Source organism: Cupriavidus sp. CPT47-8839-RL05A, assembly GCF_058792255.1.
The window spans coordinates 24008-48477 of record NZ_JBYTEG010000012.1; the positions used below are offsets into that span (position 1 = coordinate 24008).

Below are 24470 nucleotides of genomic sequence, written 5' to 3' on the forward strand. Positions count from 1 at the left end.
GTCCTGACAACGAGGCTCACCATGTTCACCGCCTGTCCCACAGAAAGAAGCCGTGTCATTGCCGATCGCGTCGAGCGCTTTGTCCGCGACGTCGTGATGCCCTATGAGCGCGACGTGCGCTGCGAAGCCCATGGCCCGACGGCCGGGTTGGTCGCCGAGCTTCGCGACCTGGCGCGCGCGGCCGGCGTCATGACGCCACATATCCTGGCCGACGGCTCTCACCTGACCCAGCTCGAAACCGCGGCCGTGCTCAAACGCTCGGGCTTGTCGCCCCTCGGGCCGGTCGCGGTCAACACCATGGCCCCGGACGAGGGGAATATGTTCCTGCTGGGCAAGGTCGCCACGGAGGCACAGCAGCAGCGCTTCCTTGCACCGCTGGTCAGCGGCGAGGCCCGCTCCGCATTCTTCATGACCGAACCGGCGGAAGAAGGCGGGGCCGGTTCCGACCCGTCGATGCTCCAGACCACCGCGGTCAGGGACGGCGGCGAATGGGTGATCCGCGGCCGCAAGAAGTTCATCACCGGAGCGGAAGGGGCCAGCGTCGGCATCCTGATGGCGCGCACCGGCGATGGTGAGCGCGCGCAGGCCACCATGTTCCTGGTCGACCTGCCGCATCCGGCGATCCGCATCGAGCGCCTGCTCGACACCATCGACAGTTCCATGCCGGGCGGGCATGCACAGGTCCTGATCGACGGCCTGCGCGTGCCGCAGGACCAGGTGCTGGGCGAGGTGGACGAGGGCTTCCGTTATGCGCAGGTTCGCTTGTCGCCGGCGCGGCTGTCGCATTGCATGCGCTGGTTCGGGGGTGTGGCGCGTGCCGACGAGATCGCGCGAGCCTACGCCACCACGCGCAAGGCTTTCGGCAAGCTGCTGATCGACCACGAGGGCGTGGGCTTCATGCTGGCCGAGAACCTGATCGACCTGCAGCAGGCCGCGCTGATGATCGACTGGTGCGCCGGGGTGCTCGACGGCGGCTCCCTGGGTACCGCGGAGAGTTCGATGGCCAAGGTGGCCGTGTCCGATGCCTTGTTCCGCGTGGCCGACCGCTGCGTGCAGATCCTCGGCGGCATCGGGGTTTCGCGCGACACCATTGTCGAACAGGTCTTCCGTGAAGTGCGTGCGTTTCGCATCTACGACGGCCCGACCGAGGTCCACAAGTGGTCGCTGGCAAAGAAGATCAAGCGCGATACCCTGGCAGCATCGCATCATGGCTGAGCGCCGCCCTGGCGCCGGGCCTGCCTGAGCGGGCCCGCCAGGTGCCATCGCGCCCATCCCCGATCCAGCGCGCCCTGGCCGTGCTGCGCGCGCTGTCCGATCCGGAAGTGCGCCGCATGAGCGACGTGGCGCGCGCCACCGGGCTCGATCCGGCCACGGCTTCGCGCATGCTCGAGCTGCTGGTGCAGGAGGGGTTCGCCACGCGCGACCAGGCGCGCCGCTACGGCATCGGGCCCGAGATCTTCCAGCTGGCAGACGTGGCGCAGCGGCGCGTGGACTTGCGCAAGCTGGCGCGTCCGGCACTGGAACGGCTGGTGGAGGCGTTCGAGGATACCGCCGTGCTGACCGAGGCCAGCCGTGGCGAGGCCGTGTGCACCGACCTGGAACCCGGCACATATGCGATACGGGCGAACTACGTGACGGTCGGCACGCGCCGGCCGCTCGGCGTGGGCGCCGGCAGCCTGGCGGTGCTGGCATGGCTGCCCGCGCCCGAGCGCGCGCGCCGGCTGCAGCAGACCACGCGCAAGCTTGGCAAGCACCCGCGGCTCGATGCGGCGTGCATCGCCGCGGAAATCGAGGCCGCCCGCGCGCGCGGGCATGTGCTGTTTCTCGATTGGGTGGTCGACGGCATGGGCGGCATCGCGGTGCCGATTCTCGACTATGAGGGCCGGCCGATCGGTGCCTTGAGCGTGGCGGCGACGAGTGCGCGCATCCGCTCGCGCGAGGCCGCGCTGGCGCGCAAGCTCAAGCAAGAGGCGCGGCGCATCACCAGCGCCTGGACGCGCACCGTGATACCGCCGCGGGCCGACGCATGCACGGACGGCCGGCGTGCCAGGGGGCGCCAGTCCGGCGGCGGCTGACGCCTACCCTGGCGAGCCTATGACGCCGGCCCGCGCAGCAGGCCGGCCAGCGCGTCAGGTATCTCGACTTCGAAACGCAGCACGGCACTGGCCAGCGCCTTGCCGTAGTTGTCGATCGCGAGGCTGCGCGACACACCGCCGCCGAGCGCGCCCTCCGCGACGAAGTTGAGCACCTGCAGCCCATCCACTTCATGGCGCGTGACCGCGCCCGTGAGCAGCGTGCCGTACAGCGCCTTGAACGCGGGTGCCGTCAGCTGGGCCTTGATATGCGGGTAGAACTCCGGCGCGTAGGCGATGACCGCCGTGTTCGAAGTATTGCCCTTGTCGCCGGAGCGGCTGTGTGCGAGACGTCGCAGTGGTACACGCATGGCGAATCCTCAGAGATAGTGGACCTGGGAGGTGATCAATGCGCGCGGCACCAGCGCCGACCAGACGCCGATGATCTCGCGCGTGCGCTCCTGGTGCGGCACGCGCTTGCCGGTGGAGGCCAGGCCGCAGACCGCCATGCTGTCGATCTCGCGGCCGACCTTGGCGGCTTCTTCGCGCGTGCGGGTGCGCGCGGCGACGCGGACCGCGATTTCGTTGGGCTCGCAGGCAGGCTCGGGCGAGGCCGCGCCGTGCACGGCGTTGACGCCGAGGAAGTCGATGCGCACCTCATCCGCCTGCAACCTTGCCATGGCAAAGCGCGCTTGGAGGATGCGTTTGGCCAGCCTGGCCTTTTCCAGGCAACCCGGTCCCGCGTAGAAGAACATGTCTTCGCCGATATGCCCTTCGGTGCAGCCCAGCGACACCTTGAGCGTATCGGTGCGCGGCTGCCCGCTCACGCCGCTGATGCGCACGCGGTCCGGCCCCACCTGTTCGAGCACCGCGGTCGAGAAGTCGACCACCACGTCCGGCGTGATGTAGCGGCGCGGGTCGTGGACTTCATAGAACATCTGCTCCTTGACCGTCTGCAGGTCGATGCGCCCGCCGCTGCCATCCACCTTGCCGATCACGGCGCTGCCGTCGGCCTCCACCTCGGCGATCGGGAAAGCCAGGTTCCATGGTTCCGGCACATCCTTGTAGCCGGGGTCGCCGAAATATCCCCCCGTCACCTGCGCGCCGCACTCGAGCAGATGGCCGATGGCGCTGCCGCGCGCAAGCCGTGTCACATCGTCCGGCGACCAGCCGAAATGATGGATCATCGGCGCGAGGAACAGCGACGGGTCGGCCACGCGCCCGGTGATCACGATCTGCGCGCCCGCGCGCAACGCGGCGACGATCGGCTCGGCGCCTTCGTATGGTTCGGCGCTGATCAGGGTTTCACGCAGCGAGGAAACCGGTGCGCCGCTTTCCAGCAGGGTGAGATCCAGCTCGCAGATGCTCCCGGTCAGGTCCGTGGTGGTGACCGCGGCGATCCTGACACCGGGCAGGCCCAGTTCCTCGCAGAGCTCGGCCACGCGCCGGGCAGCGCCGAGCGGATGAATCCAGCCCTGGTTGCTGATGATGCGCGTGCCATTGGCGATGCACGGGGGCAGCACTGCGCGCATGCGTTCGTCGAGATAGGTGTCGTAGCCGGCGAAGGCCGGGTCGCGCCGCTTGCGCACCTGCGCGGCAGATACCGTGGCCTCGGCCATGGTCTCGAAGCACAGGTAGTCGAGCTTGCCCAGGCGCGCCGAACGCTCGGCCGGCTCGACGCGGTCGCCCCACCAGCCCGATCCCGAGCCGATGCGAAGGGTGTTGGTCTTGGTCATGGTTGTCCTGTGTCAGGGGTTGGCGCTGCCGGGCGGTGTCATTGCGGCTTGATGCCGGCGGTCTGGATCACGCGCGACCATTTTTCCGTATCGCTCCTGATCTGCGCCGCGAACGCGGCGGAGCCTTCGCCGCCCGGCTCGGCACCAAGCTGTTCGATGCGCTTGCGCACGTCAGGCGTGGCCAGCACCTTGTCCACGGCCTGCTGGAGCTGGCGCACGCGCTCGGGCGGCGTGCCGGCCGGCGCGAGCAGCCCGAACCAGGAATTGACTTCATAGCCCGGCAGCCCCGACTCGCGCACGGTCGGCACGGAAGGCAGCACCGATGCCCGCCTGGCACTGGTGACCGCCAGCGCCGTCACCTTGCCAGCCTGGATCTGGGCGAGCGCGGACGGCAGGTTGTCGAACATCAGGTTGACCTGGCCCGCGAGCAGGTCCGTCATGGCGGGGGCGGCCCCTTTGTACGGCACGTGCTGCATGCTGACGCCCGCCATCATGTTCAGCAACTCGCCTGACAGGTGGGGCGACCCGCCGGTGCTGGTCGAGGCATAGTTGATCTTGCCCGGCTCGCGCCTGGCCAGCGTCACCAGTTCGCCCACCGACCTGGCGTTCAGCGTGCTGTTGACAAGCAGCACGTTGGGGGAATTGGCGACCAGCGTCACGGGCACGAAGTCCCGGGTGCTGTCATACGGCATGCGCGGGTAGATGAACTGGTTGGTCACCTGCGTGCCCAACGTGCCCATCAGTAGCGTATAGCCGTCAGCCGCACTGCGCGCCACGGCCTCGGCGCCGATGTTGCCGCCCGCGCCCGGGCGGTTGTCGACCACGATCTGCTGGCCCAGCGCCTCGCCGGCCTTCTGCGCAACCAGGCGCGCCAGGATGTCAGTGGTGCCGCCGGGCGTGAAGGGCACCACCAGCCGGATCGGACGCGAAGGAAAGGCCTCTGCCGCGCAGGCCGGTGCGGACCAGGCGCACAAGGCAGGCAGGGTGGCGAGCGCCGCAACTACGGCGCGCCGCTGGCGGGAATGACGCTGCATCGGGTTGTCTCCTGGGCGCGAGGCGGTGCGCGCGCATCTGGTTTCGTCGAGGGAAACTCTGTGTGGGAGATCTTAGGGAGCGGTACGAAACAGCGTCAAACGAATGCCGCATATTTTCACTGGATGAAAATTTCAGGCGGTTTCAGGCGGTTTCAGGCGGACCAGCTCCGTGGGCGCGTGGCTATGGAGCGCTGAACATGAAGCTTCGACCTGCTGCCGGAAGATGCGCCATGGTGGCAGGCGGATGCCGTCATCTGCAAGAGTGACCAGCGCAGCAAGCTTGTGTCGTCCATCGCCATGCTGGCCCGGGAGACCTGCGACTTCGGGCAGATGTTCCAGACCAGGTGATCGGCCGGCCTGCGTTCGGCCTGGCCGTATGGCCCGTTCGATAAATCCGGATTGCCCTCCGGTGCCGCTATCCCCCACTCTAGCCCTGTTTGATAAACCGACCGGCGCGACACGATAAGCGCGCCGGCGACATGGAGACGGTGCTATGTGCGTTCAAGCAAGCAGGGCCATGCTGGCCGGTATGAAGTGGGTCACGGGCGGGGCGCTCGGCCTGGCGCTTTCCGCGGGGGCGTTGGCAGCGGATGCCTATCCGTCCAAGCCGATTACGCTGGTGGTGCCGTTCTCGGCCGGAGGCCCGACCGATGTGGTGTCCCGGGCGCTTGGGCAGGCCATGTCGAAGGATCTGGGGCAGAGCGTTGTCGTGGAAAACAAGCTCGGCGCCGGCGGCACCGTGGCTGCCGCATTTGTGGCGCGGGCGCAGCGCGACGGCTACACCATCCTGATCCACCACAACGGCATGGCGACGGCGCCGGCGCTGTACAAGAAGCTCTCCTTCAGCCCTTTGAAGGACTTCGAGTACATCGGGCAGGTGGCGGATGTGCCGATGACGCTGCTGGGCCGCAAGGACCTGCCGCCGGCCAACGCGGCCGAGCTGATCAAGTACGTGCAGCAGAACAAGGAGAAGGTCTCGCTGGCCAATGCCGGCCTTGGCGCGGTTTCGCAGCTTTGCGGCCTGCTGTTCGAGGAGGCAGTCAAAGTCAAGATGACCTCCATTCCCTACCAGGGCACCGGCCCCGCGCTGACGGCATTGCTGGGCGGGCAGGTGGACCTGCTGTGCGACCAGACCACCTCGACGCTGCCGCATATCAACGCCAACCGGGTCAAGCTGTATGGCGTGACGACACCGAGCCGCATCAAGGCGCTGCCCAATGCGCCGACGTTGCAGGAAGGCGGCCTGAAGGGCTTCTCGATGAAGGTCTGGCACGGGATCTATGCGCCCAAGGGCACGCCGCCCGAGGTCACTGCCAGGCTGACCAAGGCGCTGCAGCAGGCACTGAAGGATCCTGCCGTGGCCAAGCGGCTTGACGACCTGGGTGCGGAGGTTGTTCCGGTAGACAAGCAGACGCCGGAAGGGCTGCGCACCTGGCTCCAGGCGGAAAGCGACAAGTGGCAGCCGTTGCTGAAGACGATGAAGGTGGAGGCCGACTGACATCCTGCAGGCGGCAAGCGCGGCAGCGCTTGCGTTCCGTTGGACCCTGAATGTACGCCGCGTGGCGATGGCTGCGCGGCGTACTTGCGTTTACGCGGCGCCCGCTGAGCAAGCTTCGGGTTAACACCGCAGTAGAAGCCCCAGGCATGCCGGCCCTTGATAGCAGCAGCGGAATTTTCTATTTCACCGTCGCCACGGTTGCTCGCTACCATCGTCTCAAAGGGTGTTGACGCGCAATGCGCCACCCAACCAAAACTATCTAACTGGAAGAGACATGAAACGCTTGCTTGCCCAAGTGGGGATCGGTGCGCTCATTTCGTTCAGCGCGCACGCCCAGGCTGCTTACCCTGACCATCCTGTCCGCCTGGTCGTAGGCTTCGCCGCCGGCGGCAGCACCGACGTGGTGGCGCGCATCGTGGCGAACAAGCTCGGCGCCTTGCTCGGGCAGCCGCTCGTGGTGGAAAACAAGGCGGGTGCCGGCGGCACCATTGCGACCGATGTGGTGGCCAAGAGTCCGGCGGATGGCTACACGCTGTTGTTCGGCACCAGTTCCCACGCCATCAACGCCACGCTTTACAAGAAGCTGCCGTATGACCCCGTCAATGCGCTGGTGCCGGTATCTGTGGTCGCGGGGGTGCCGATGGTGCTGGCGGTCAATCCTTCGGTAAAGGCGAACACGGCGAAGGAACTGGTCGAGGACATCAAGAAGAATCCTGGCAAGTACAGCTACGGTTCGGCAGGGAAGGGTAGCGCCGTCCATATGGCGGTCGAGTTGCTGCAATTCCAGGAGCACCTGAAGCTCACCCACGTTCCGTTCCGTGGCGCCAGCCAGGCGATCCAGTCGGTGATTTCCGGCGACGTCCAGCTCATCACCGATGCCGTGTCGACGGCTGCGCCCATGATCCAGTCCGGCCGCCTGAAGGCGCTCGCGGTCACGACTGCCACGCGTTCCAGCGTGCTGCCGGACGTGCCGACGATGAAGGAAGCGGGCTACGCCAATTATGAAACGTCGCTGTGGAATATGGTGATGGTGCCAAAGGGCACGCCGGCCCCGGTCATTGAAAAGCTGAGCGCTGCCTTGCAGACGGCTGTCAAGGACCCGGAGGTGCGTCAGCGCATGGAAAAGATCGGCGTGCAGCCCATCGTCGATTCCACCCCGGACAAGGCGGGCAAGTTTGTCCAGGCTGAGACGCGCCGGTGGGCCGAGGTCATCAAGGCCGCCAACATCGAACTGGACTGAACTGCCGCTGGCACCGTATCAGGCGCTGATCCAGGATGCACCGGGCCATGCGCCGTCGAGCACCAGCCGCTTCATCAATGCCACCAGCTCGGCGGAGACGAAGCTGGCTGCGGGTGTCAGCCTGCGGGTGGCCGCGTGCGCCAGCACGATGCGGCGCGACAGGTTGGGCGACACGATGGGTGCGCCGGCAAGGATGCCTTCCTCCATCTCCTCAGACACGGCGGAGCTGGGGAGCACGGTGTGGCCGAAGCCCTTGGCAACCAGGTTTTTCTGAACGGCCAGGGAGTTGGTCTCGACGGCGATCGTGGGGCTGAAGCCGGCGACCGCGCAGGCATGCTCGACCACGCTGCGCAGCCCGTGCGGGGCGTTAGGCAGGATCAGCGGCAGGTCGCGGAAGCTCTCGACGGTTTGTTCCTCGCCTGGCGCAAGCGTGCCAGCGGGTCCCACCAGGTAGAGCTGTTCATCGAGCAGTGCTTCGGCGTGCAGGCCGGGAGAACTCTTGGTGTCGTAGAGCAGGGCGACCTCCACGTCGCCAGCCTCGAGCCACTGCAGCAGGTTCCCCGCGTAGCCGACGTTGAGACGTACCACCAGTTGCGGATGCCTGGCCTTCACCGTGGCAACCAGCTCCGCTGCCAGCAGTTCGCAAGTGCTTGGGAGTAGCCCGATGACCGCAGTGCCTGAAATCGCGCCAGACGCGGGCTTGATCTCCGCCTTGGCCCGATCGAGTTCCTGCAGCGCCCTGCGGCCGTATTCGACCAGCGTGCGGCCGGCGTCGGTCAGGACCATGCCATGGCGCTCGCGTTCGAAAAGTTCGACGCCGAGTTCCTCCTCGAGCAGGCGCACGTGCCGGGAAACCGCCGGCTGCACGATGCGCAGGAGTTCGGCCGCCTTGGTGGCGCTGCCGGTCTCGGCGATGGCTAACAGGGCGCGAAGCTGCTTGATGTCCATATCTGTAGAGGCCCCGGCCGGCATTCAACTTCGTGATTGCAGGCATCAATTAATTGTATTTCATGGTTACAGCTAGTCAACTCTATGATAGCAAACGTTGTCCCCCGCTTTCCCCCTTTCATAACTTGCGCACCATGACGACAAACAACTCAGAGTCTCTTGCCTGGCAAGAGGACATCTTTCAGGTCCTTAAACAGAACGGCATCCGCCAGGTGGCCTACGTGCCCGACGCCGGCCACTCGCATGTCATCCGACGCGCCAAGGCCGACCCCGAAATCCGCGACGTGGTGCTCACCACCGAAGAAGAAGGCGTGGGCGTCGTCAGCGGCGCCTGGCTGGGCGGCGAACGCGCTGTGCTGCTGATGCAGAGCAGCGGCGTCGGCAACTGCGTGAACATGTTCTCGCTGCTGGAGAGCTGCAAGTTCCCGTTCTTCACCCTGGTGACCATGCGCGGCGAGTACGCCGAGTTCAATCCCTGGCAGAACCCGATGGGCCTGGCCACCCAGCGCGCGCTGGAGTTGATGGGCATCACGGTCTATCGCGTGAACTCGCCGGAAGAAGCCGCCGAGCTGGTCGACGCCGGTCTGGTTTCCGCCTTCGATGCTGGCAACCGCGTTGCCGTTCTCCTGTCCCAGAGCCTTATCGGCCGTAAAAAGTGGATGCGCTGATCCTATGACTACCTCTACCTCCAAGCCCGGCATCGACCGCCGCAAGTTCGTTGCCGAACTGCTGAAGCAATTTCCCGACGCGCTCCTGGTATCGGGCCTCGGTTCGCCTTCGTACGACGTGTTTGCCGCTGGCGACCGTCCCGGCAATTTCTATCTGTGGGGCGCGATGGGCGGTTCCACCTCGCTGGCGCTCGGCCTTGCCATCGCACAACCTGAGAAGACCGTGATCGCCATCACCGGCGACGGCGAGCAGCTGATGGGCATCGGCAGCCTGGCCACCGCGGCGGCGCAACAGCAGAAGAACCTGAACATCGTGATTCTCGATAACGGCCACTTCGGCGAGACCGGCATGCAGCAGAGCCACACCAGCCTGGGGACCAACCTGGCCCAGGTGGCGAAGGCGGTCGGCGTGCCGACGACGCTCGAGATCTCCGATATCGATGAGCTGGGCAAGCTCGCGCAAGCCATCAGGCAGGCAGACGGCATGACCGTGGCGCAGGTCTACATCTCGACCGACGAGCCGCAGCGGGCCCTGCCGCCGCGCGACGGCACCTTCGTCAAGAACCGCTTCCGCGAGCATCTCGGCTTCGCACCGTTCTGATCTGCCAACACCAACACGGACAGCATCGCGCCATGAAGCAGTATCAAATGTTCATCGACGGCACCTTCGTCAATGCAAGCGACGGTCGCTGGTTTGAAACCCGGAATCCCTTTACCGGCAAGACCTGGGCCGAAGTGGCCCGCGGCACCGCAGCGGATATCGACCGCGCCGTGCAGGCGGCCGACCAGGCGTTCCGCTCGGGCCCCTGGTCGGAGATGACTGCGACGCAACGAGGCTCCTTGCTGCGCAAGCTCGGTGACCTGATCGCAAGGGACGCCGAGCGGCTGGCCGAGTTCGAGGTGCAGGACAACGGCAAGCTGCTGGCGGAGATGGGCGCGCAGCTCAAGTACCTGCCGCAGTGGTTCTATTACTTCGGCGGGCTGGCCGACAAGATCGAAGGCACGGTCATTCCGCTCGACAAGAAGGGCTACTTCAACTACACCCGGCGCGAACCGCTGGGCGTGGTGGCCGCCATCACGCCGTGGAACTCGCCGCTGATGCTGCTGGCGTGGAAGATCGCGCCGGCTCTCGCGGCGGGATGTACCGTGGTGGTGAAACCGTCGGAGTTCACCTCGGTGTCGGCGCTCGAGCTTGCGCTGCTGTTCGAGGAAGCCGGCTTTCCCGCGGGCGTATTCAACGTCGTGACCGGGTTTGGCGCCGAGGTGGGCTCGCCGCTGGTGACGCATCCGCTGGTCAAGAAGGTGACCTTCACCGGTTCGGACGCCACCGGGCGCGTGATCAACCAGCAGTGTGCGGCGCAGTTCAAGCACGTGAGCCTGGAGCTCGGCGGCAAGTCGCCGAACATCGTTTTCAACGATGCCAACCTGGATGACGCCGTCAACGGCGCCGTCTCCGGCATCTTCGCCGCGAGCGGCCAGACCTGTATCGCCGGTTCACGGCTGCTGCTGCAGGAAGACATCCACGATGTCTTTGTCGAAAAGCTGCTGGCACTGGCCGGCACGGCAAAGCTCGGCAACCCGATGAATGCCTCCACGCAGGTGGGGCCCGTCACGACGCCCGCGCAGTATGAAAAGGTGCTGTCGTATATCCAGATCGCGCAGGAGGAAGGGGCGCAGCTGCTGCTCGGCGGCAAGCCGGCGTCCTGCGGAGACGGATGGTTTGTCGAGCCGACCATCTTTGCCGGGGTCTCGCCCAAGATGCGCATCGCGCAGGAGGAGGTGTTCGGACCGGTGCTGTCCATCCTGAAGTTCAGGGACGAAGCCGAAGCCATCGCGATTGCCAATGACAGTTGCTATGGGCTTGGCGCCGGGGTCTGGACCTCGGATATCGGCCGCGCCTTCCGCATGTCGGAGAAGATCCAGGCCGGCACGGTATGGGTCAACACCTATCGCGCCGTCAGCTTCATGTCGCCGTTCGGCGGCTACAAGGACTCGGGCCTCGGCCGGGAAAACGGTATTGCCGCGATCGAGTCGTACCTGCAGACCAAGAGTGTGTGGATCAACACCGGGGCTGCCACGGGCAATCCGTTCACGATCCGCTGATTGTGTCTTGCCGAAGGCTGTGGCGGGGGAGCAAACCGGTAGCGGTTTGAAACGCATTATGACAGCGCGTTGTCAGGGCTCCCGCCCGCTGCCTGCGCCACCTCGATCAGTTCATCGATCAACGCCTTCGCGCACCCCGGCAGCCCTTCCAGTTCCCGCACGATCACCGCCCGCTCCCGGATCGCCCACGGTTCGTGCAGCTCGATGATCTCGATTTTCATCGTCTGCCGGTGGCGCAACGCGGCCGATAACGGCACCACGCCAATGCCGACGCCTGCCTCGATCATCCGGCACATCGCTTCAAAGCTGCGGATCTGGATGCGGATCTGCAGCTTGCGCCGCTGGTCGCGGACCAGCTCGGTAAGAAAGGCATGCAGGGTGCTGCCTTCATGCAGGCTGACATGCTCGTAGTCGAGCGTGTCTTCAAAAGCGAGGTTCGCCTTCTGCGTCAGCGGATGGCCGACCGGTGTGGCCAGGACCAGCTTGTCGGTACTGAAATGGATGACCTCCAGACCTTCCGAGGTCACCGGTCCGGAGATGATGCCAAGGTCCGCGCTGCCGTCCAGCACGCCGCGGATGATATCCCGCGTCAGGCGTTCCTGCAGGTCGACGGTGACGGCGGGGCGCTCTGACATAAAGCGCGCCAGCACCTCCGGCATGAACTCCGTCACCGCAGTGGTATTCGCGAAGATGCGGATATGACCGACCGAGTCCTTGGCGTATTCCTCGAACTCGCTCTTGACATGCTCGAACTGGCGCTCGATCACCCGGGTATGCCGCAGCAGGCGCTCGCCGGCAGGGGTCAGGGCAAGGCCCTTGCTTTCCCGATAGAAGAGACGGGTGCCTAGCTGGTCCTCCAGCGCCTTGAGCCGCGCGCTCGCTGCGGCGGGCGAGAGAAATGCCTTGCGCGCCCCACGCGACAGGTTTTCCTCCTCGGCGATGCGTGCAAACAGCCTCAGGTCGGCAAAGTCAAAATGCATAAGTGCTCCTTCCGCTGAACTTTACCAAGGCGTCAGATATGTCGCAAACCAGCAAGTCTTCAGTGTTTTCGGCGCAGACGAACGGCTGCTTCGAGAAAACGAGATTTACCCAAGCCTGCGTCGCTGCGAGACTTGCTCAGAGGCGAATTGCATCGCCGACAGAATTCCCGTCGTTCGTTGCCGCCATGGCAGTTCGACCGCAATCTTCCCCGAAAAGGCTGCTATGCGTCCCCTCGATGGCATTACCGTGGTTTCCCTGGAGCATGCAATCGCTGCGCCGTTCTGTACCCGCCAGCTCGCCGACCTGGGCGCGCGCGTGATCAAGGTCGAGCGGCCCAGGGTCGGCGACTTTGCCCGCGGCTATGACGAGCGGGTGGATGGCATGTCATCGCACTTCGCCTGGACCAACCGCTCCAAGGAAAGCCTGGCGCTGGACCTGAAACACCAGCAAGCGCCGGCCATCCTGCAGAAGATCCTCGACAAGGCGGACGTGCTGGTGCAGAACCTGGCACCGGGCGCCGCCGACCGGCTGGGCCTGTCCTACGAAGCGCTGTCGCAGCGCTACCCGGGCATCGTCGTCTGCGATATCTCCGGCTATGGCAACGACGGCCCCTACCGGGACAAGAAGGCCTATGACCTGCTGATCCAGGCGGAGTCCGGCTTCGTCTCCATCACCGGCACGCCGGAGAGCCCGTCCAAGGCAGGCTGCTCGATCGCGGATATTGCCGCCGGCATGTATGCGTACACCAATATCCTGGCGGCGCTGCTGCAGCGCGGCAAGACGGGCAAGGGCGCCCATATCGACGTATCGATGCTGGAAAGCATGGTCGAGTGGATGAGCTACCCCCTTTACTACGCCTTCGACGGCGCCACGCCGCCGCCGCGCGCCGGCGCCTCGCACGCGACCATCTTCCCCTATGGCCCGTTCACGGCCGGCGACGGCAAGACCATCATCCTCGGCCTGCAGAACGAGCGCGAGTGGGAGGCCTTCTGCCGGGTCGTGCTGGAACGGCCGGAGCTCGCCACCGACGCGCGCTTCGTCACCAACTCCCTGCGCGCCAGGAGCCGCGAGGCGCTGACGCAGATCATCACCGACGTCTTCTCCGCACTGACCATCGACCAGGTGGTCGCTAGCCTGGAGCGCGCCCAGATCGCCAACGCCCGCATGAACGATATGCGCGATGTCTGGAACCACCCGCAGCTCAAGGCACGCGAGCGGTGGACGTCGGTCAGCTCACCCGTGGGCGTGATTCCCGCACTGTTGCCGCCCGGCCTGCCGAATGCCTTCGAGCCGCGCATGGACGCGATCCCGGCCCTGGGCGAACACAGCGAAGGCCTCCTGCGCGAACTCGGCTACACCGCCGACGACGTGTCGCGCCTGCGTACCGAAGGCGCCATCTGATCCCCCGGCCGGACCGCGGCCGTTCCTGTTCCGCCTCTTCGCGGTCACCTGAGGGCCGGAGGAGGCGCTCGCCCATCTGCCAGACAGTGCTCCCATGACCACCACCGCCATCGCCCGTTCCTGCCTCTTCGTTCCCGCCAACCGGCCGGAGCGCTTTGCCAAGGCCCACGCAGCGGGCGCCGATCGCGTCATCCTGGACCTGGAGGATGCCGTGTCCGAGAGTGACAAGGACCGCGCCAGGCAACTGCTGGCGGACTACCTGGACGCCGGCGGCACCGGCCTGGTCCGCATCAACGCCACGCAGACGCGCTGGTTCGAGGATGACATGCGCGCCTGCCTCCGTGATCGCGCGTGCTGCGGACCTGCTGAAGCAGGCCGGTTGAGGCACCGAACACTGCATTCGGAAATGCGGCAGGCCCCCAATGCTTTCTGTCGAAGCGAATGGCTCGTTCCGAACTTTCGAATTGGAAGCAGCGGCGGCACCGTGCATAGTGGACGTCAGGCAATCAGACCACAGAGAGACGTGATGGACGTTGTGAAGTTGAAGGAATGGGTTGGGAAGACGACCGAAAGCCAGGACGAGGTGACAGCGTTTCCCGTCAAGGCACTCGCGGCGACTCTCGACTACGATGCCCCGGCGCCCGTACGCGGCGATGCCATTGCACCGCTCTGGCACTGGCTCTATTTCCTGCCGCTGCACCGGCAATCCGAGATCGGTTCCGATGGCCACGCCAGCCGCGGCGGCTTCCTGCCGCCAGTGCCGCTGCCGCGCCGCATGTGGGCTGGCGGCCGTCTGTGGTTCCACCAGCCGCTGCGTATCGGCGATGCCGCCTCCAAGGTGTCGCGCATCCTCGATGTCAGTGCCAAATCCGGACGCAGCGGCTCGCTCGCCTTTGTGACGGTCGAGCACCAGTACTACGGCGGCAACGGACTCGCGGTTACCGAAGAACACGACATCGTCTACCGCGAGAACGCATCGCCGAACGCGCCCACACCGGAACCGGTGCCGGCGCCGACGGGCGAAGAATGGGTGCACGAGGTGGCGACCGACCCGGTGCTGCTGTTCCGCTTTTCCGCGCTGACCTTCAACGGCCATCGCATCCATTACGACAAGCAGTACGTGACCGCGGTCGAGCACTACCCGGACCTGATCGTCCACGGTCCGCTGCAGGCGATGCTGCTGCTCGAACTGGTGCGCAAGAACCTGCCGGATGCAGTGGTCAAGAGCTTCTCGTTCCGAGGCGTGCGGCCGACCTTCGTGCCCCAGCGCATTTTTGTCTGTGGCAAGCGCAGCGAGGACGGCAAGACCGTCGAGCTGTGGATCCGCCATGAAGACGGCGCCCTCGCGATGAGCGCGACGGCTGAACTGAACTAACCCCAAAAGTTGTTGGAGACAAGGCTGTGCAGAACAGAATCGATGAATACCAGGAAATCCGTGAAGCCGTGCGCGACCTGTGCGGCCAGTTCTCGTCGGAGTACTTCCGAAAGGTTGACGAAGTGCGGGGCTATCCCGAGGAATTCGTTAACGCGCTGACCCAGGCCGGCTGGTTGGCCGCGCTGATCCCGGAGGAGTATGGCGGCTCGGGCCTGGGCCTGACCCAGGCGTCCGTCATCATGGAAGAAATCAATCGTGCCGGCGGCAACTCTGGCGCCTGCCACGGCCAGATGTACAACATGGGCACGCTGCTGCGCCACGGTTCCACCGAACAGAAGAAGCTGTACCTGCCCAAGATCGCCAGCGGCGAACTGCGCCTGCAATCGATGGCGGTGACCGAGCCGACCACCGGCACTGACACTACCAAAATCAAGACCACTGCCGTGCGCAAGGGCGACAAGTATGTCGTGAACGGCCAGAAGGTGTGGATCTCGCGCGTCCAGCATTCGGACCTGATGATCCTGCTGGCCCGCACCACGCCGCTGGCCGAGTGCAAGAAGAAGTCCGAAGGCATGTCGATCTTCCTGGTGGACCTGCGCGAGGCCATCGGCAAGGGGCTGACGGTGCAGCCCATCATCAACATGGTCAACCACGAGACCAATGAGCTGTTCTTCGACAACCTGGAGATTCCGGCGGAGAACCTGATCGGCGAGGAAGGCAAGGGCTTCAAATACATCCTGGATGGCCTCAACGCCGAACGCACCCTGATCGCCGCCGAGTGCATCGGCGACGGCTACTGGTTTATCGACAAGGTGACCAAGTACGTCAACGAGCGCATCGTCTTCGGCCGGCCGATCGGCCAGAACCAGGGCGTGCAGTTCCCTATCGCCAGGGCCTTCGTCAACGTGGAAGCGGCCAACCTGATGCGGTTCAAGGCCGCGAAGCTGTTCGACGCGCACCAGCCCTGCGGCGCCGAAGCCAATATGGCGAAGCTGCTGGCCGCGGACGCGTCGTGGGAAGCGGCCAACGCCTGCCTGCAATATCACGGCGGCTTTGGCTTCGCGGCGGAGTACGACGTCGAGCGCAAGTTCCGCGAGACCCGGCTCTACCAGGTGGCGCCGATTTCGACCAACCTGATTCTTTCCTACGTCGGCGAGCATATCCTGGGGATGCCGCGGTCGTTCTGAGGGTTTGCTTCAGTGGCCTCTGGCCTCTCATGACCCCTCACGGAGTCCGCATTACCGATTGTGTGCTCCCTTTCCCGCTTGCGGGAGAGCGGTGGGTGAGGGCCAGGGATGGCACGAAGTCGAGTTCCAGGGGCCGCGTTGCCTGGTGTAGACCGCGTCTCGCAGGGTAGATTTGGCGCAAGGTGCGCGGATTGCGCAGGCAGCTGTACAACCGTTGCCTCTATGAGTGGCGGCGGCGCGCCAGTTGCACGCCTGGAACGACATTTGCGTGGGATTTTTTTACCCGCCGGCAGATGGCGGGCCCTGAACAGCCGCCGCGGACATTGCATCTGCCATGGCCCGTGCCGGATGACCGCGGCTGTCATGGAGACGACCATGCCAAGGGCATCGAGCATAGCCCAAGCCAGGGCAGACAAGAGAGCAGGCAAGTCGCCGACCACCCAGGCCGGCCATTTCGTTCGTGACGAGATTGAAGCCGTGCGCAAGGGTAAGCACGGCGTGCGCTCGGCCAAGCAGGCCATAGCGATCGGCTTATCGGAGGCGCGCCGCGCCGGCGTCGATGTGCCGCCGAAGAAGGGCGCGACCAAGGCGGAAACCAAGTCCGCCGCCGCCAAGGCTGCGCCGCGCCGCGCGAGTTCAGAAAGCACGGCCAAGCGCTCCGAGGCAGCGCTCAAGGCACTCAAGCGCGAGAGCACCGCCGGCGCTTCTCCCAAGGCGCTGTCCGCCCAGGCCAAGAGCGCGGCAAGCAAGCGCACCGCGACCGATCGCTCGGCTGCGGCGAAGAAGGCGGCGAGCACCAAGGGTGCTGCCGGTCGCTCCGAAGCGGCCCGCAAGGCCGCTCGCACGCGTGCGGCAAAGAAGGAGTCAGCGCGTTAGCCAACCAGCGTACCGCTGTCGGCAAGCTGCGCGCCTGGCACGCGGCGCTCTCCGGCGTTCACCGCACTGAACCGACACGGAGGTAAGCCACCCACTCTCACTGTGCGGTCGAGCAGCGAGTAGGTCTCTTCGGCCAGGGGCTGGCGTAGAATCTGCCAGTGCGCCCTCGCAGCGCGGAACGCCGGGGACACCGGCTTCGATCATGGCGCGTTTGGCGCTGACCTTGTCGCCTACGCGCCGGATCGAAGCCGCCGTAGGCCCGATGCATACCAACCCGTCCCTTCCAACGGCTTCGGCAAAATCGGGGCGCTCTCGGACAAGAACCCATACCCGGGATGCGATGGTCTTTCACGTCGTGTGTCCGAGGCTTCCCCCGCGGAATAAGCTTCTTCGCCCCCCTGAATTGAGAGCCACAGATGCAATTGCCCCGCAAGCTGTTTCCCATGGCCGCCCTGCTGGCCTCACTTGCTGCCGTCGGCCAGGCGTCCGCGGCGCCCTACCCGGATCATCCTGTCGAACTCGTGGTGCCAAGCACGGCTGGCGGTGGTACCGACACGGTTGCGCGGGCCTTCAGCGAAGCCATGCGAAAGTATCTGCCGCAGCCGCTGACCGTGGTGAACAAGCCGGGTGCCAGCGGCGCAATCGGCATGACGGAAGTGGCCCGCGCCAAGCCCGATGGCTACAAGCTTGGCATCATCATCGCCGAAGCCGTGATCGTCCCGCATCTCGGGCCGACCACCCTCGACGCCGCCGCGCTGGTGCCGATCGCGCGCCTGAATGCCGATCCGTCCGCGATCACGGTCAAGGCCGACTCGCGCTGGAGCACCATCGAGGCGTTCCTGGAATTTGCCAAGGCGCACCCGGGGGAGGTGCAGGTCGGGAACTCCGGCCCGGGCTCGATCTGGCACCTGGCGGCGACGGCGCTGGAGGACAAGGCGCACGTCAGGTTCAATCATGTGCCGTTCTCCGGTGCGGCGCCGGCCCTGGTGGCGTTGATGGGCGGGCATATCGACGCGGTGGCCGTCAGTCCCGCCGAAGTATCGGCCTATGTGGCCGCAGGCAAGGTGAAGACGCTCGCGGTGATGGCCGGACAGCGGGTCAGGGGCTTCGAGAACGTTCCGACGCTGCGTGAGCGCGGTATCGATCTCTCGATCGGCACATGGCGCGGACTGGCCGCGCCCAAAGGCACGCCATCTGAAGTGCTCGAAACCCTTGCGGCCGCCAGCCGCAAGGCGGTGGCGGATCCTGTCTTCGTGGCGGCGCTGGGCCGGCAGAACCTTGGGATTGCCTATGCCGACGCCGTGACCTTCAAGGCGATGATCGCGGCAGACAACGCGGTGATGAAGGCACTGGTTGCCAGGACCAACCTGCGCAAGTGAGGCAGCGCGTCCGCATCAGGCGGCTGCCCGGGCGGCGAAGGCCGCGAGGTCGAAGCGCGCGGCGGGCTGCCGCCCGGCGAGCGCGTCCAGCAGGTTGCGCGTGGCGAGTTCAGCCATGGCGCGCCGGGTCTCATGCGTGGCCGAGCCGATATGGGGCAGGGCCGTCACCCTGGGATGGCTGCGCAGCGGTGAATCCTGCGGCAGGGGCTCGGTGGCGAAGACGTCCAGCCCGGCGGCGCGCAGGTGGCCGCTGTCGAGCGCCGCAAGCAGCGCGTCTTCCTGCACGATCTGGCCGCGCGCGCCGTTGACGAAGATGGCGCCCGGCTTCATCAGCGCGAACTCGCGGCGGCCCATCAGGCCGCGCGTGCTGTCGGTCAGGGGCAGCGTGACGGCGACGATATCGGCGCGCCGCAAGGCATTGTCGAGTTCCGTGCGGGCTGCGCGTCCCGCCAGGTCGGACGGTTCCGCTGCGGTCTCGTTGACATAGAGCACCTCCATGCCGAAGCCGAGCGCCGCGCGGCGTGCCACGGCCTGGCCGATGCGCCCGAAGCCCAGGATCGCCAGGATCTTGCCGTGCACGTCCCAGCCGAACAGGTTTTCACCGATATTGGCAGTCCAGCGGCCTTCGCTCACGTGGGCCGCCAGTTCGACCAGCCGACGGCTCGTGGCCATGATGAGCGCGAAGACGGTGTCGGCGGTGGTCTCGGTGAGTACGCCGGGCGTGTGGCACAGGGTGATGCCGCGCCGGTGCAGGCAGGGGAGGTCGTAGTTGTCGACCCCCACCGAAATACTCGAGATCACCTCCAACTGGCCCGCTTCGGCCAGTTCCGCCGCGCTCAGCTTCACGCTGGAGCCGATCAGGCCGTGGGCGTTGGCCAGCGCGGCGCGGAAGGCCGGCCGTTGTGCGGGCTGGCGCGGGTCGGCCACGATCACATCGTGTTCCGACTCGATCCTGGCGAGCAGGTCGTCAGGAATCGGGCGGAACACCAGGACATTCTTGCGCATGGGTAATCCTTGCAGTGGCATCACAACATGGCGGCCGCCAGCTGGGCATGGGTCGGCAGGCCTTCGGTATCGCCGCGCACCTGCACCGCGCGGGCGCCGATCCAGGCGCCGCGCCGGACGGCATCGGCCACCGGGCGGCCCTCCAGCAGCGCGCTGATCACGCCCACGGCAAAGCCATCGCCGGCGCCAACGGTGTCGACGACACGCTCGACGCTGAATGCCTCGACATGGCCGGTGCCGGCCTCGCCATCGAAGTAGGCGCCGTCGGCGCCCAGCTTCACCACCACCAGCCTGGCGCCGCGCGCGCGGTAGAAGGCGGCAATGCGTTCCGGCTCGGCGTGGCCGGTGAGGAAGCGGCCCTCTTCGATGCCGGGCAGCACCCAGTCGCACCGCTGCGCCAGGTCGTTCAGCGTCTCCCGCATCAACTCGGGCGAGGCCCACAGCGTCGGCCGCAGGTTGGGATCGAAAGAGATCGTGCGGCCGGCGGCCTGCATGGTGGCGATGGCCTGGCGCGTGGCAGCCTGCGTGCCTGCGGCCAGCGCGGGGAACACGCCGGTGACGTGCAGGTGCCGCGAGCGCCGCAGCCACCTGCCGTCCAGGTGCTCCGGGTTCATGCGGCTGGCCGCCGAGCCGCGGCGGTGGTATTCGACGGGCGGATCGCTGCCGTCGTCGACCCGGCCCTTGAACTGGAAACCGGTGCGCTCACCGGGCTCGCACACCACCTGGCTGCAATCCACGCCTTCGCGCTGCATTTCACCGAGCAGGTAGCGGGCCATCGAGTCGTCGCCCAGGCGGCTGGCCCATCCGACCTTCAGGCCCAGGCGCGACAGGCCGATGGCCACGTTGGTCTCGGCACCGGCGGTGCGCTTGTGGAAGGTCTGTGCGCCTTCGAGCGGCCCGGCTTCGCCGGCGACCAGCATCAGCATCGCCTCGCCCAGCGTGACCACGTCAAGATCGGTGCTCATGCGGGGACCTCCACCGAGCGCAGCAGTTCGACATGATGGCGCGTGACCTGCACCAGGTCTTCGCCTTGCAGGGGGAATTCGATCGCACGCGCAACGTGCGTGGGCAGGCGGCGCAAGACGCTGCGCCAGGGTGCCGCCGACTGGTCCAGCGGCACCGCGATCCATTTGGCGGGCGTGCGCTGCACGCCTTTGCAGTGCACGTAGCCGACGCCGGCGCCGAAGACCTGCGCGGCGTCGAGCGGGTCTTCGCCGGTCCAGTGCCAGTTGCCCATGTCGAAGGTCATCGGCACGTTCTCGCCGAGCGCCATGATACGCGCGAAGAAATCGCGCAGCGGCGGCACGGTGCCGGCCTGGGCGGTCTGGTCGTTTTCCACGACGAGTTCGATGCCATCGTGCCGCAGCCAGGGAAGCAGTGCTTCCAGTGCCGTGCCTTGCCGATAGCCGCCAAGCGACATCTTGACCCGGGTCGCACCGAGCGCCAGCGCGGTCGTGAAGGCACGGTCGAGCGCGGCGGCATCGAGGCTGCCGGCTTCGCTCCAGAGGCCTTCCGGGCTGGACCAGACCACGCTCAGCCCATGCTGCCGCGCGACCTCGCGCTGTTCAATGACTTCATCCTTGTGCCCGCGCTGGAGTTCGCCGCGGAATTCCACGCCGTCCGCGCCGGCTGCCGCGGCAATCCGCGCCAGCGCGGCCTGTCCGTCGCGCAGGGCGAGGTCGGCGCCATAGGCTGTCAACGAGATCAGCACCGGCGGGCGCGAAGCACCATCTGCTTGCCACTGGCTCATTTCAGTGCTCCCGCGCCGAGGAATTGCAGCAGTTCCGGTGTCCGCGGCTGCACGAACAGCGCCTTCGATGGCCCCGCCTCGTGGACCTTGCCCTGGTGCATGAAGATGGTGGTATGCGCCATGCGGCGCGCGAACTCCATTTCATGCGTGACCAGCACCATGGTCATGCCGGAGGCGGCCAGGTTCTCCATGACCCGAAGCACTTCCGCCGTCAGCTCGGGGTCGAGCGCGGAGGTGACCTCGTCGAACAGCATTACCTTGGGCTCCATCGCCAGCGAACGGGCGATGGCCACGCGCTGCTGCTGGCCGCCCGAGAGCTGCTCGGGGTAGCAGTCCTTCTTGTCGAGCAGGCCGACCTGGGTCAGCACCTGGTCGACGATGCCGTCGATCTTGCCGGCTGCCATCTTCTTCACGATGGACGGCGCCAGCGCGATGTTCTCGCCCACGGTCAGGTGCGGAAACAAGTTGTAGCTCTGGAACACCATGCCCACGTCGCGGCGCAGGTCGAGCAGGCGCTTGCGGTCGTGATCCAGCTTGTGTCCGGCGACGGTGATATTGCCGGCGTTGATCGTCTCCAGGCCGTTCAGGCAACGCAGCATGGTGCTCTTGCCGGAGCCGCTGCGGCCGATGATGGCGACCACCTGGCCCGGCTCGATCGCAAACGAAACGCCCTTCAGGACTTCGACGGCGCCATACGACTTGTGCACGCCTTGTGCTTCAACGATTGACATGGAGCCTCCTTTCCATGCGCCGGGCTGCCGCCGACAGCGGGAAGCAGAGCGCGAAGTAGATAAGTGCGACGACGACGAAGACCGCGAAGGGCTGGAAGGTCGCGTTGTTGATCAGCTGGCCGGCGCGGGTCAGTTCGATGACGCCGATGATGGAAGTGATCGAGGTGTTCTTGACCAGCTGGACCGAGAACCCGACCGTGGGCGGCAAGGCCAGCCGCACGGCCTGCGGCAGCACCACGTAGCGCAGCTGCTGCCAGCGGGTGAGGGCAAGCGCTTCGCTGGCCTCCCACTGTCCTTGCGGCACGGCCTCGATGCAGCCGCGCCAGATCTCGCCAAGGTAGGCGCTGGCGTAGATCGACATCGCCAGCATGGCCGCGACCATCGGCGACAGCTTGAGCCCGAGCACGGAGAGTCCGTAGTAGCTCAGGAACAGCACGATCAGCACCGGCGTGCCTTGCACGACCTGGATATAGGCCGTGCTGGCCAGGCGCAGCAGCGGGCTTCCGGAGGTACGCGCCAGTGCCATCAGAAAACCGGCCAGCGTGCCGCCGACGAAGGCGAGCAAGGTCACCCACAGCGTCCAGCGTGCCGCCAGCAGCAGCATTTCAAGATGATTCCAGGAGAACTCGGTGATCATTTCGCGCTCCCAGCAACCGCTGCCGTCAGTTCCGTTTGCGCCAGCGGCACGATCCGGGCCGTGCGGGCCAGCTTTCGTGCGCGCGCCACCACGCGGCGCCGCTTGAACACCAGGTTGCCGATCAGGCCGAACATGGCGCGCAGCAGCAGTGCCAGCCCGATGTAGATGAACATGACCAGGATGTAGCTCTCGAAGGTGCGGAAAGTCTGCGAATCGACCTGGCTGGCGACCGCGGTCAGCTCTTCCACCGAGATCGTCGACACCACGCTCGAGGTCAGCATCATCAGCGTGAACTGGCTGGTCAGGGCCGGATAGACCTTCTCGAAGGCCGGCACCAGGGCGACGTGGCGGATCAGCTGCCAGCGTGTCATGCCCAGCGCGGCGGCGGCCTCAAGTTGCGAGCGGTGAACCGCCTGCAGGCCGGCCCGGATGATCTCCGTCGAGTAGGCGCCGAGGTTGACAGTCATCGCGATCACCGCGGCGGTGACGGCATCGATCTGCAGGCCCACGGTTGGCAAGCCGAAGAAGATGATGAAGAGCTGGATCAGGAAGGGCGTGTTGCGGATGGCTTCGACATATGCCCTGGTGGCACGCTGCAGCCACGGACCGCCAAAAGCGGCGGCAATCGCGCCGGCGGTGCCGACCACGGTGCCAAGCAGGATCGAGCCGAAGCTGAGCGCCAGCGTCATCGCCGCGCCTTCCGCGAAGCGGTCCAGCTGCGACAGCACCGGGGTCCATTCGAATTGGTAGTTCATGCGGGTCTCCTGGCACGCCGGCTGGCGCCGGCGCGCAACCTCAGACGGCCTGGTTCAGAACGCTTGCAGCGTGGGCAGCGCCTTGCCGGTCCACTTCTGCGCAATGGCGTCGAGTTCGCCGTTCAGCTTGACGTAGGAGATGGTGGTGTTGAGCCACTGGCGCAGCTCGAAGGCGTCGCGGCGCACGGCCATCGAATTGGGTTGCACCGAGAACGCGAACTTGGCGTCGAACTTGCCGGCGCCGCGCGCCTTCATGATTTCGTTGCCGGTGGTATTGGGCAGGGCAATGGCTTCGACCTGGTTGCTGATCAGCGCCTGCGCGCAGGTGGCATCGTCCTCGAAGCGGACGATGTTCATGCCGGGCACGGCCAGCCGGGTCAGCGCGGTGTCCTGTGTGGTGCCGCGCGTCACGCCGACCTTCTTCTTCCCGAGCTCAGTCAGCTTGGCGTACTTGGCGGCGACGGGCGCAAAGATGGTCAGCTCGAACGCGCTGTAGGGCGCACTGAACATGATGGCCCGCGCCCGCTCGGGCGTCGGCGCCAGCGTCGCCACCAGGAAATCGACCTTGCCGGCCTCCAGCGCCGGAATCCGGCTGGGTGAGGTGAGCGGGACGATATCGACCGGAACGCCCAGGTACTTGCCGAGCAGGTTGGCCACGTCGACGTCATAGCCGGCGGGTTTGCCGGTGGCGTCCGTGGTGCCGAAGGGCGGGGCGCCGGTCACCACGCCGATGGTGACCTTGCCCTTCTTGACGATCTCGGCGACGGTCTGCGCCTGGGCGGTGAAAGCGGCGCTGGTCAGGACCAGCAGAGTCAGCACGGGCGCGGCTACGCGGCGCAACAAGCGTTGAACGTTCATTTATGTCTCCTGCACGTATATGGGTGTGTCGCTGGCGTCGCAGCGTTTCGGCAAGCACCGTCTTGAAACCGGTTTCAGGATTATAGGAAACCGGTTTCAGGGATCCAACAGTGGAAACCCTTACGGGCAAAAACTGCGTTCGACGGATGCGGAAACAGCCACGTCAGGCACCCGCGGTACGTGCGAAGCGGGTGCAGGCGTGGATCTAGCGGGCGCGGTGGAAGCCGGTGGGGAGC

At 66.1% G+C, this 24470-nt stretch carries 24 protein-coding genes and 2 pseudogenes; 13 read left to right on the top strand and 13 right to left on the bottom strand.

Features of this window, described 5'->3' with window-relative positions; genetic code table 11:
* Positions 1–21: 21 nt before the first annotated feature.
* Together AC3WVS_RS16145 and AC3WVS_RS16150 are read left to right on the top strand one after the other, a co-directional pair.
* Positions 22–1215, top strand: coding sequence for an acyl-CoA dehydrogenase family protein (locus AC3WVS_RS16145; protein ID WP_492319469.1), 1194 nt, complete (start codon positions 22–24; stop codon positions 1213–1215).
* Between the two features lie 41 nt (positions 1216–1256).
* Entirely contained in the window at positions 1257–2075 is an 819-nt protein-coding gene (locus AC3WVS_RS16150) for an IclR family transcriptional regulator (protein WP_492319470.1), read from the top strand.
* Positions 2076–2092: 17 nt separating this feature from the next.
* Here the strand turns inward: AC3WVS_RS16150 and AC3WVS_RS16155 are convergent, their stop codons facing one another.
* Genes AC3WVS_RS16155 through AC3WVS_RS16165 form a run of 3 tightly spaced genes read right to left on the bottom strand, consistent with a single transcriptional unit; the run spans position 2093 to position 4842 of the window.
* Positions 2093–2443 carry an AtuA-related protein gene (locus AC3WVS_RS16155; RefSeq protein ID WP_492319471.1) on the bottom strand — a complete coding sequence of 117 codons (351 nt, stop codon included), beginning with the start codon at positions 2441–2443 and terminating at the stop codon, positions 2093–2095.
* A 9-nt stretch (positions 2444–2452) separates the two neighbouring features.
* A complete protein-coding gene (locus tag AC3WVS_RS16160) occupies positions 2453–3808 on the bottom strand; it encodes an acyclic terpene utilization AtuA family protein (RefSeq protein ID WP_492319472.1) in 1356 nt (451 codons plus the stop codon).
* Positions 3809–3846: 38 nt separating this feature from the next.
* Entirely contained in the window at positions 3847–4842 is a 996-nt protein-coding gene (locus AC3WVS_RS16165) for a Bug family tripartite tricarboxylate transporter substrate binding protein (protein ID WP_492319473.1), read from the bottom strand.
* A gap of 517 nt (positions 4843–5359) precedes the next feature.
* Between AC3WVS_RS16165 and AC3WVS_RS16170 the strand changes: the two genes are divergently transcribed.
* Together AC3WVS_RS16170 and AC3WVS_RS16175 are read left to right on the top strand one after the other, a co-directional pair.
* On the top strand, positions 5360–6340 hold the full coding sequence (locus AC3WVS_RS16170) for a tripartite tricarboxylate transporter substrate-binding protein (protein ID WP_492319474.1): 981 nt from the start codon (positions 5360–5362) through the stop codon (positions 6338–6340).
* 226 nt (positions 6341–6566) lie between these two features.
* Entirely contained in the window at positions 6567–7580 is a 1014-nt protein-coding gene (locus AC3WVS_RS16175) for a Bug family tripartite tricarboxylate transporter substrate binding protein (protein WP_492319475.1), read from the top strand.
* Between the two features lie 18 nt (positions 7581–7598).
* Here the strand turns inward: AC3WVS_RS16175 and AC3WVS_RS16180 are convergent, their stop codons facing one another.
* Entirely contained in the window at positions 7599–8528 is a 930-nt protein-coding gene (locus tag AC3WVS_RS16180; protein ID WP_492319476.1) for a LysR family transcriptional regulator, read from the bottom strand.
* 134 nt (positions 8529–8662) lie between these two features.
* Between AC3WVS_RS16180 and AC3WVS_RS16185 the strand changes: the two genes are divergently transcribed.
* The 3 genes from AC3WVS_RS16185 to AC3WVS_RS16195 are packed head-to-tail and all read left to right on the top strand — an operon-like array spanning position 8663 to position 11299.
* Positions 8663–9196, top strand: coding sequence for a phosphonopyruvate decarboxylase (locus tag AC3WVS_RS16185; RefSeq protein WP_492319608.1), 534 nt, complete (start codon positions 8663–8665; stop codon positions 9194–9196).
* Between the two features lie 4 nt (positions 9197–9200).
* Entirely contained in the window at positions 9201–9797 is a 597-nt protein-coding gene (locus tag AC3WVS_RS16190) for a thiamine pyrophosphate-dependent enzyme (protein ID WP_492319477.1), read from the top strand.
* 32 nt (positions 9798–9829) lie between these two features.
* Positions 9830–11299, top strand: a complete 1470-nt coding sequence (locus tag AC3WVS_RS16195; protein ID WP_492319478.1) for an aldehyde dehydrogenase — start codon at positions 9830–9832, stop codon at positions 11297–11299.
* A gap of 56 nt (positions 11300–11355) precedes the next feature.
* On the opposite strand, the gene AC3WVS_RS16200 is transcribed toward AC3WVS_RS16195, so the two are convergent.
* Positions 11356–12279, bottom strand: a complete 924-nt coding sequence (locus tag AC3WVS_RS16200; RefSeq protein ID WP_492319479.1) for a LysR family transcriptional regulator — start codon at positions 12277–12279, stop codon at positions 11356–11358.
* Between the two features lie 223 nt (positions 12280–12502).
* Here AC3WVS_RS16200 and AC3WVS_RS16205 point away from each other — a divergent pair, with 223 nt between their 5' ends.
* From AC3WVS_RS16205 to AC3WVS_RS16225, 5 genes and pseudogenes are all read left to right on the top strand, one after another.
* Positions 12503–13681, top strand: a complete 1179-nt coding sequence (locus AC3WVS_RS16205) for a CaiB/BaiF CoA transferase family protein (protein WP_492319480.1) — start codon at positions 12503–12505, stop codon at positions 13679–13681.
* Between the two features lie 94 nt (positions 13682–13775).
* Positions 13776–14012, top strand: a pseudogene (locus AC3WVS_RS16210) (aldolase/citrate lyase family protein); the annotation flags it as partial.
* A 195-nt stretch (positions 14013–14207) separates the two neighbouring features.
* Positions 14208–15056 carry an HTD2 family dehydratase gene (locus tag AC3WVS_RS16215; protein ID WP_492319609.1) on the top strand — a complete coding sequence of 283 codons (849 nt, stop codon included), beginning with the start codon at positions 14208–14210 and terminating at the stop codon, positions 15054–15056.
* Between the two features lie 26 nt (positions 15057–15082).
* Positions 15083–16243: an acyl-CoA dehydrogenase family protein gene (locus tag AC3WVS_RS16220; protein ID WP_492319481.1), complete on the top strand. Its 1161-nt coding sequence runs from the start codon at positions 15083–15085 to the stop codon at positions 16241–16243.
* 375 nt (positions 16244–16618) lie between these two features.
* Positions 16619–17119: a DUF6496 domain-containing protein gene (locus tag AC3WVS_RS16225; RefSeq protein ID WP_492319610.1), complete on the top strand. Its 501-nt coding sequence runs from the start codon at positions 16619–16621 to the stop codon at positions 17117–17119.
* 150 nt (positions 17120–17269) lie between these two features.
* Here AC3WVS_RS16225 and AC3WVS_RS16230 read toward each other — a convergent pair.
* Positions 17270–17499: pseudogene (locus AC3WVS_RS16230) on the bottom strand (biotin carboxylase N-terminal domain-containing protein); the annotation flags it as partial.
* Positions 17500–17535: 36 nt separating this feature from the next.
* Between AC3WVS_RS16230 and AC3WVS_RS16235 the strand changes: the two are divergent.
* Positions 17536–18498 (top strand): tripartite tricarboxylate transporter substrate binding protein, encoded by a 963-nt coding sequence (locus AC3WVS_RS16235; protein ID WP_492319482.1) that lies wholly within the window; start codon positions 17536–17538, stop codon positions 18496–18498.
* 15 nt (positions 18499–18513) lie between these two features.
* Here the strand turns inward: AC3WVS_RS16235 and AC3WVS_RS16240 are convergent, their stop codons facing one another.
* Genes AC3WVS_RS16240 through AC3WVS_RS16270 form a run of 7 tightly spaced genes read right to left on the bottom strand, consistent with a single transcriptional unit; the run spans position 18514 to position 24234 of the window.
* The gene (locus AC3WVS_RS16240) at positions 18514–19503 is read right to left on the bottom strand and encodes a 2-hydroxyacid dehydrogenase (protein ID WP_492319483.1); all 990 of its coding nucleotides are present in this window, start codon (positions 19501–19503) and stop codon (positions 18514–18516) included.
* A 20-nt stretch (positions 19504–19523) separates the two neighbouring features.
* On the bottom strand, positions 19524–20468 hold the full coding sequence (locus AC3WVS_RS16245; protein WP_492319484.1) for a sugar kinase: 945 nt from the start codon (positions 20466–20468) through the stop codon (positions 19524–19526).
* A complete protein-coding gene (locus tag AC3WVS_RS16250; protein ID WP_492319485.1) occupies positions 20465–21253 on the bottom strand; it encodes a sugar phosphate isomerase/epimerase family protein in 789 nt (262 codons plus the stop codon). Before AC3WVS_RS16250 ends, AC3WVS_RS16245 begins: the two co-directional genes overlap by 4 nt.
* The gene (locus tag AC3WVS_RS16255) at positions 21250–21984 is read right to left on the bottom strand and encodes an amino acid ABC transporter ATP-binding protein (RefSeq protein ID WP_492319486.1); all 735 of its coding nucleotides are present in this window, start codon (positions 21982–21984) and stop codon (positions 21250–21252) included. The genes AC3WVS_RS16250 and AC3WVS_RS16255 overlap by 4 nt, the downstream gene beginning before the upstream one ends.
* Positions 21971–22621, bottom strand: a complete 651-nt coding sequence (locus AC3WVS_RS16260; RefSeq protein WP_492319487.1) for an amino acid ABC transporter permease — start codon at positions 22619–22621, stop codon at positions 21971–21973. The genes AC3WVS_RS16255 and AC3WVS_RS16260 overlap by 14 nt, the downstream gene beginning before the upstream one ends.
* Positions 22618–23376, bottom strand: coding sequence for an amino acid ABC transporter permease (locus AC3WVS_RS16265; protein WP_492319488.1), 759 nt, complete (start codon positions 23374–23376; stop codon positions 22618–22620). Before AC3WVS_RS16265 ends, AC3WVS_RS16260 begins: the two co-directional genes overlap by 4 nt.
* Positions 23377–23430: 54 nt before the next feature.
* The gene (locus AC3WVS_RS16270) at positions 23431–24234 is read right to left on the bottom strand and encodes a transporter substrate-binding domain-containing protein (RefSeq protein ID WP_492319489.1); all 804 of its coding nucleotides are present in this window, start codon (positions 24232–24234) and stop codon (positions 23431–23433) included.
* Positions 24235–24470: the final 236 nt, after the last annotated feature.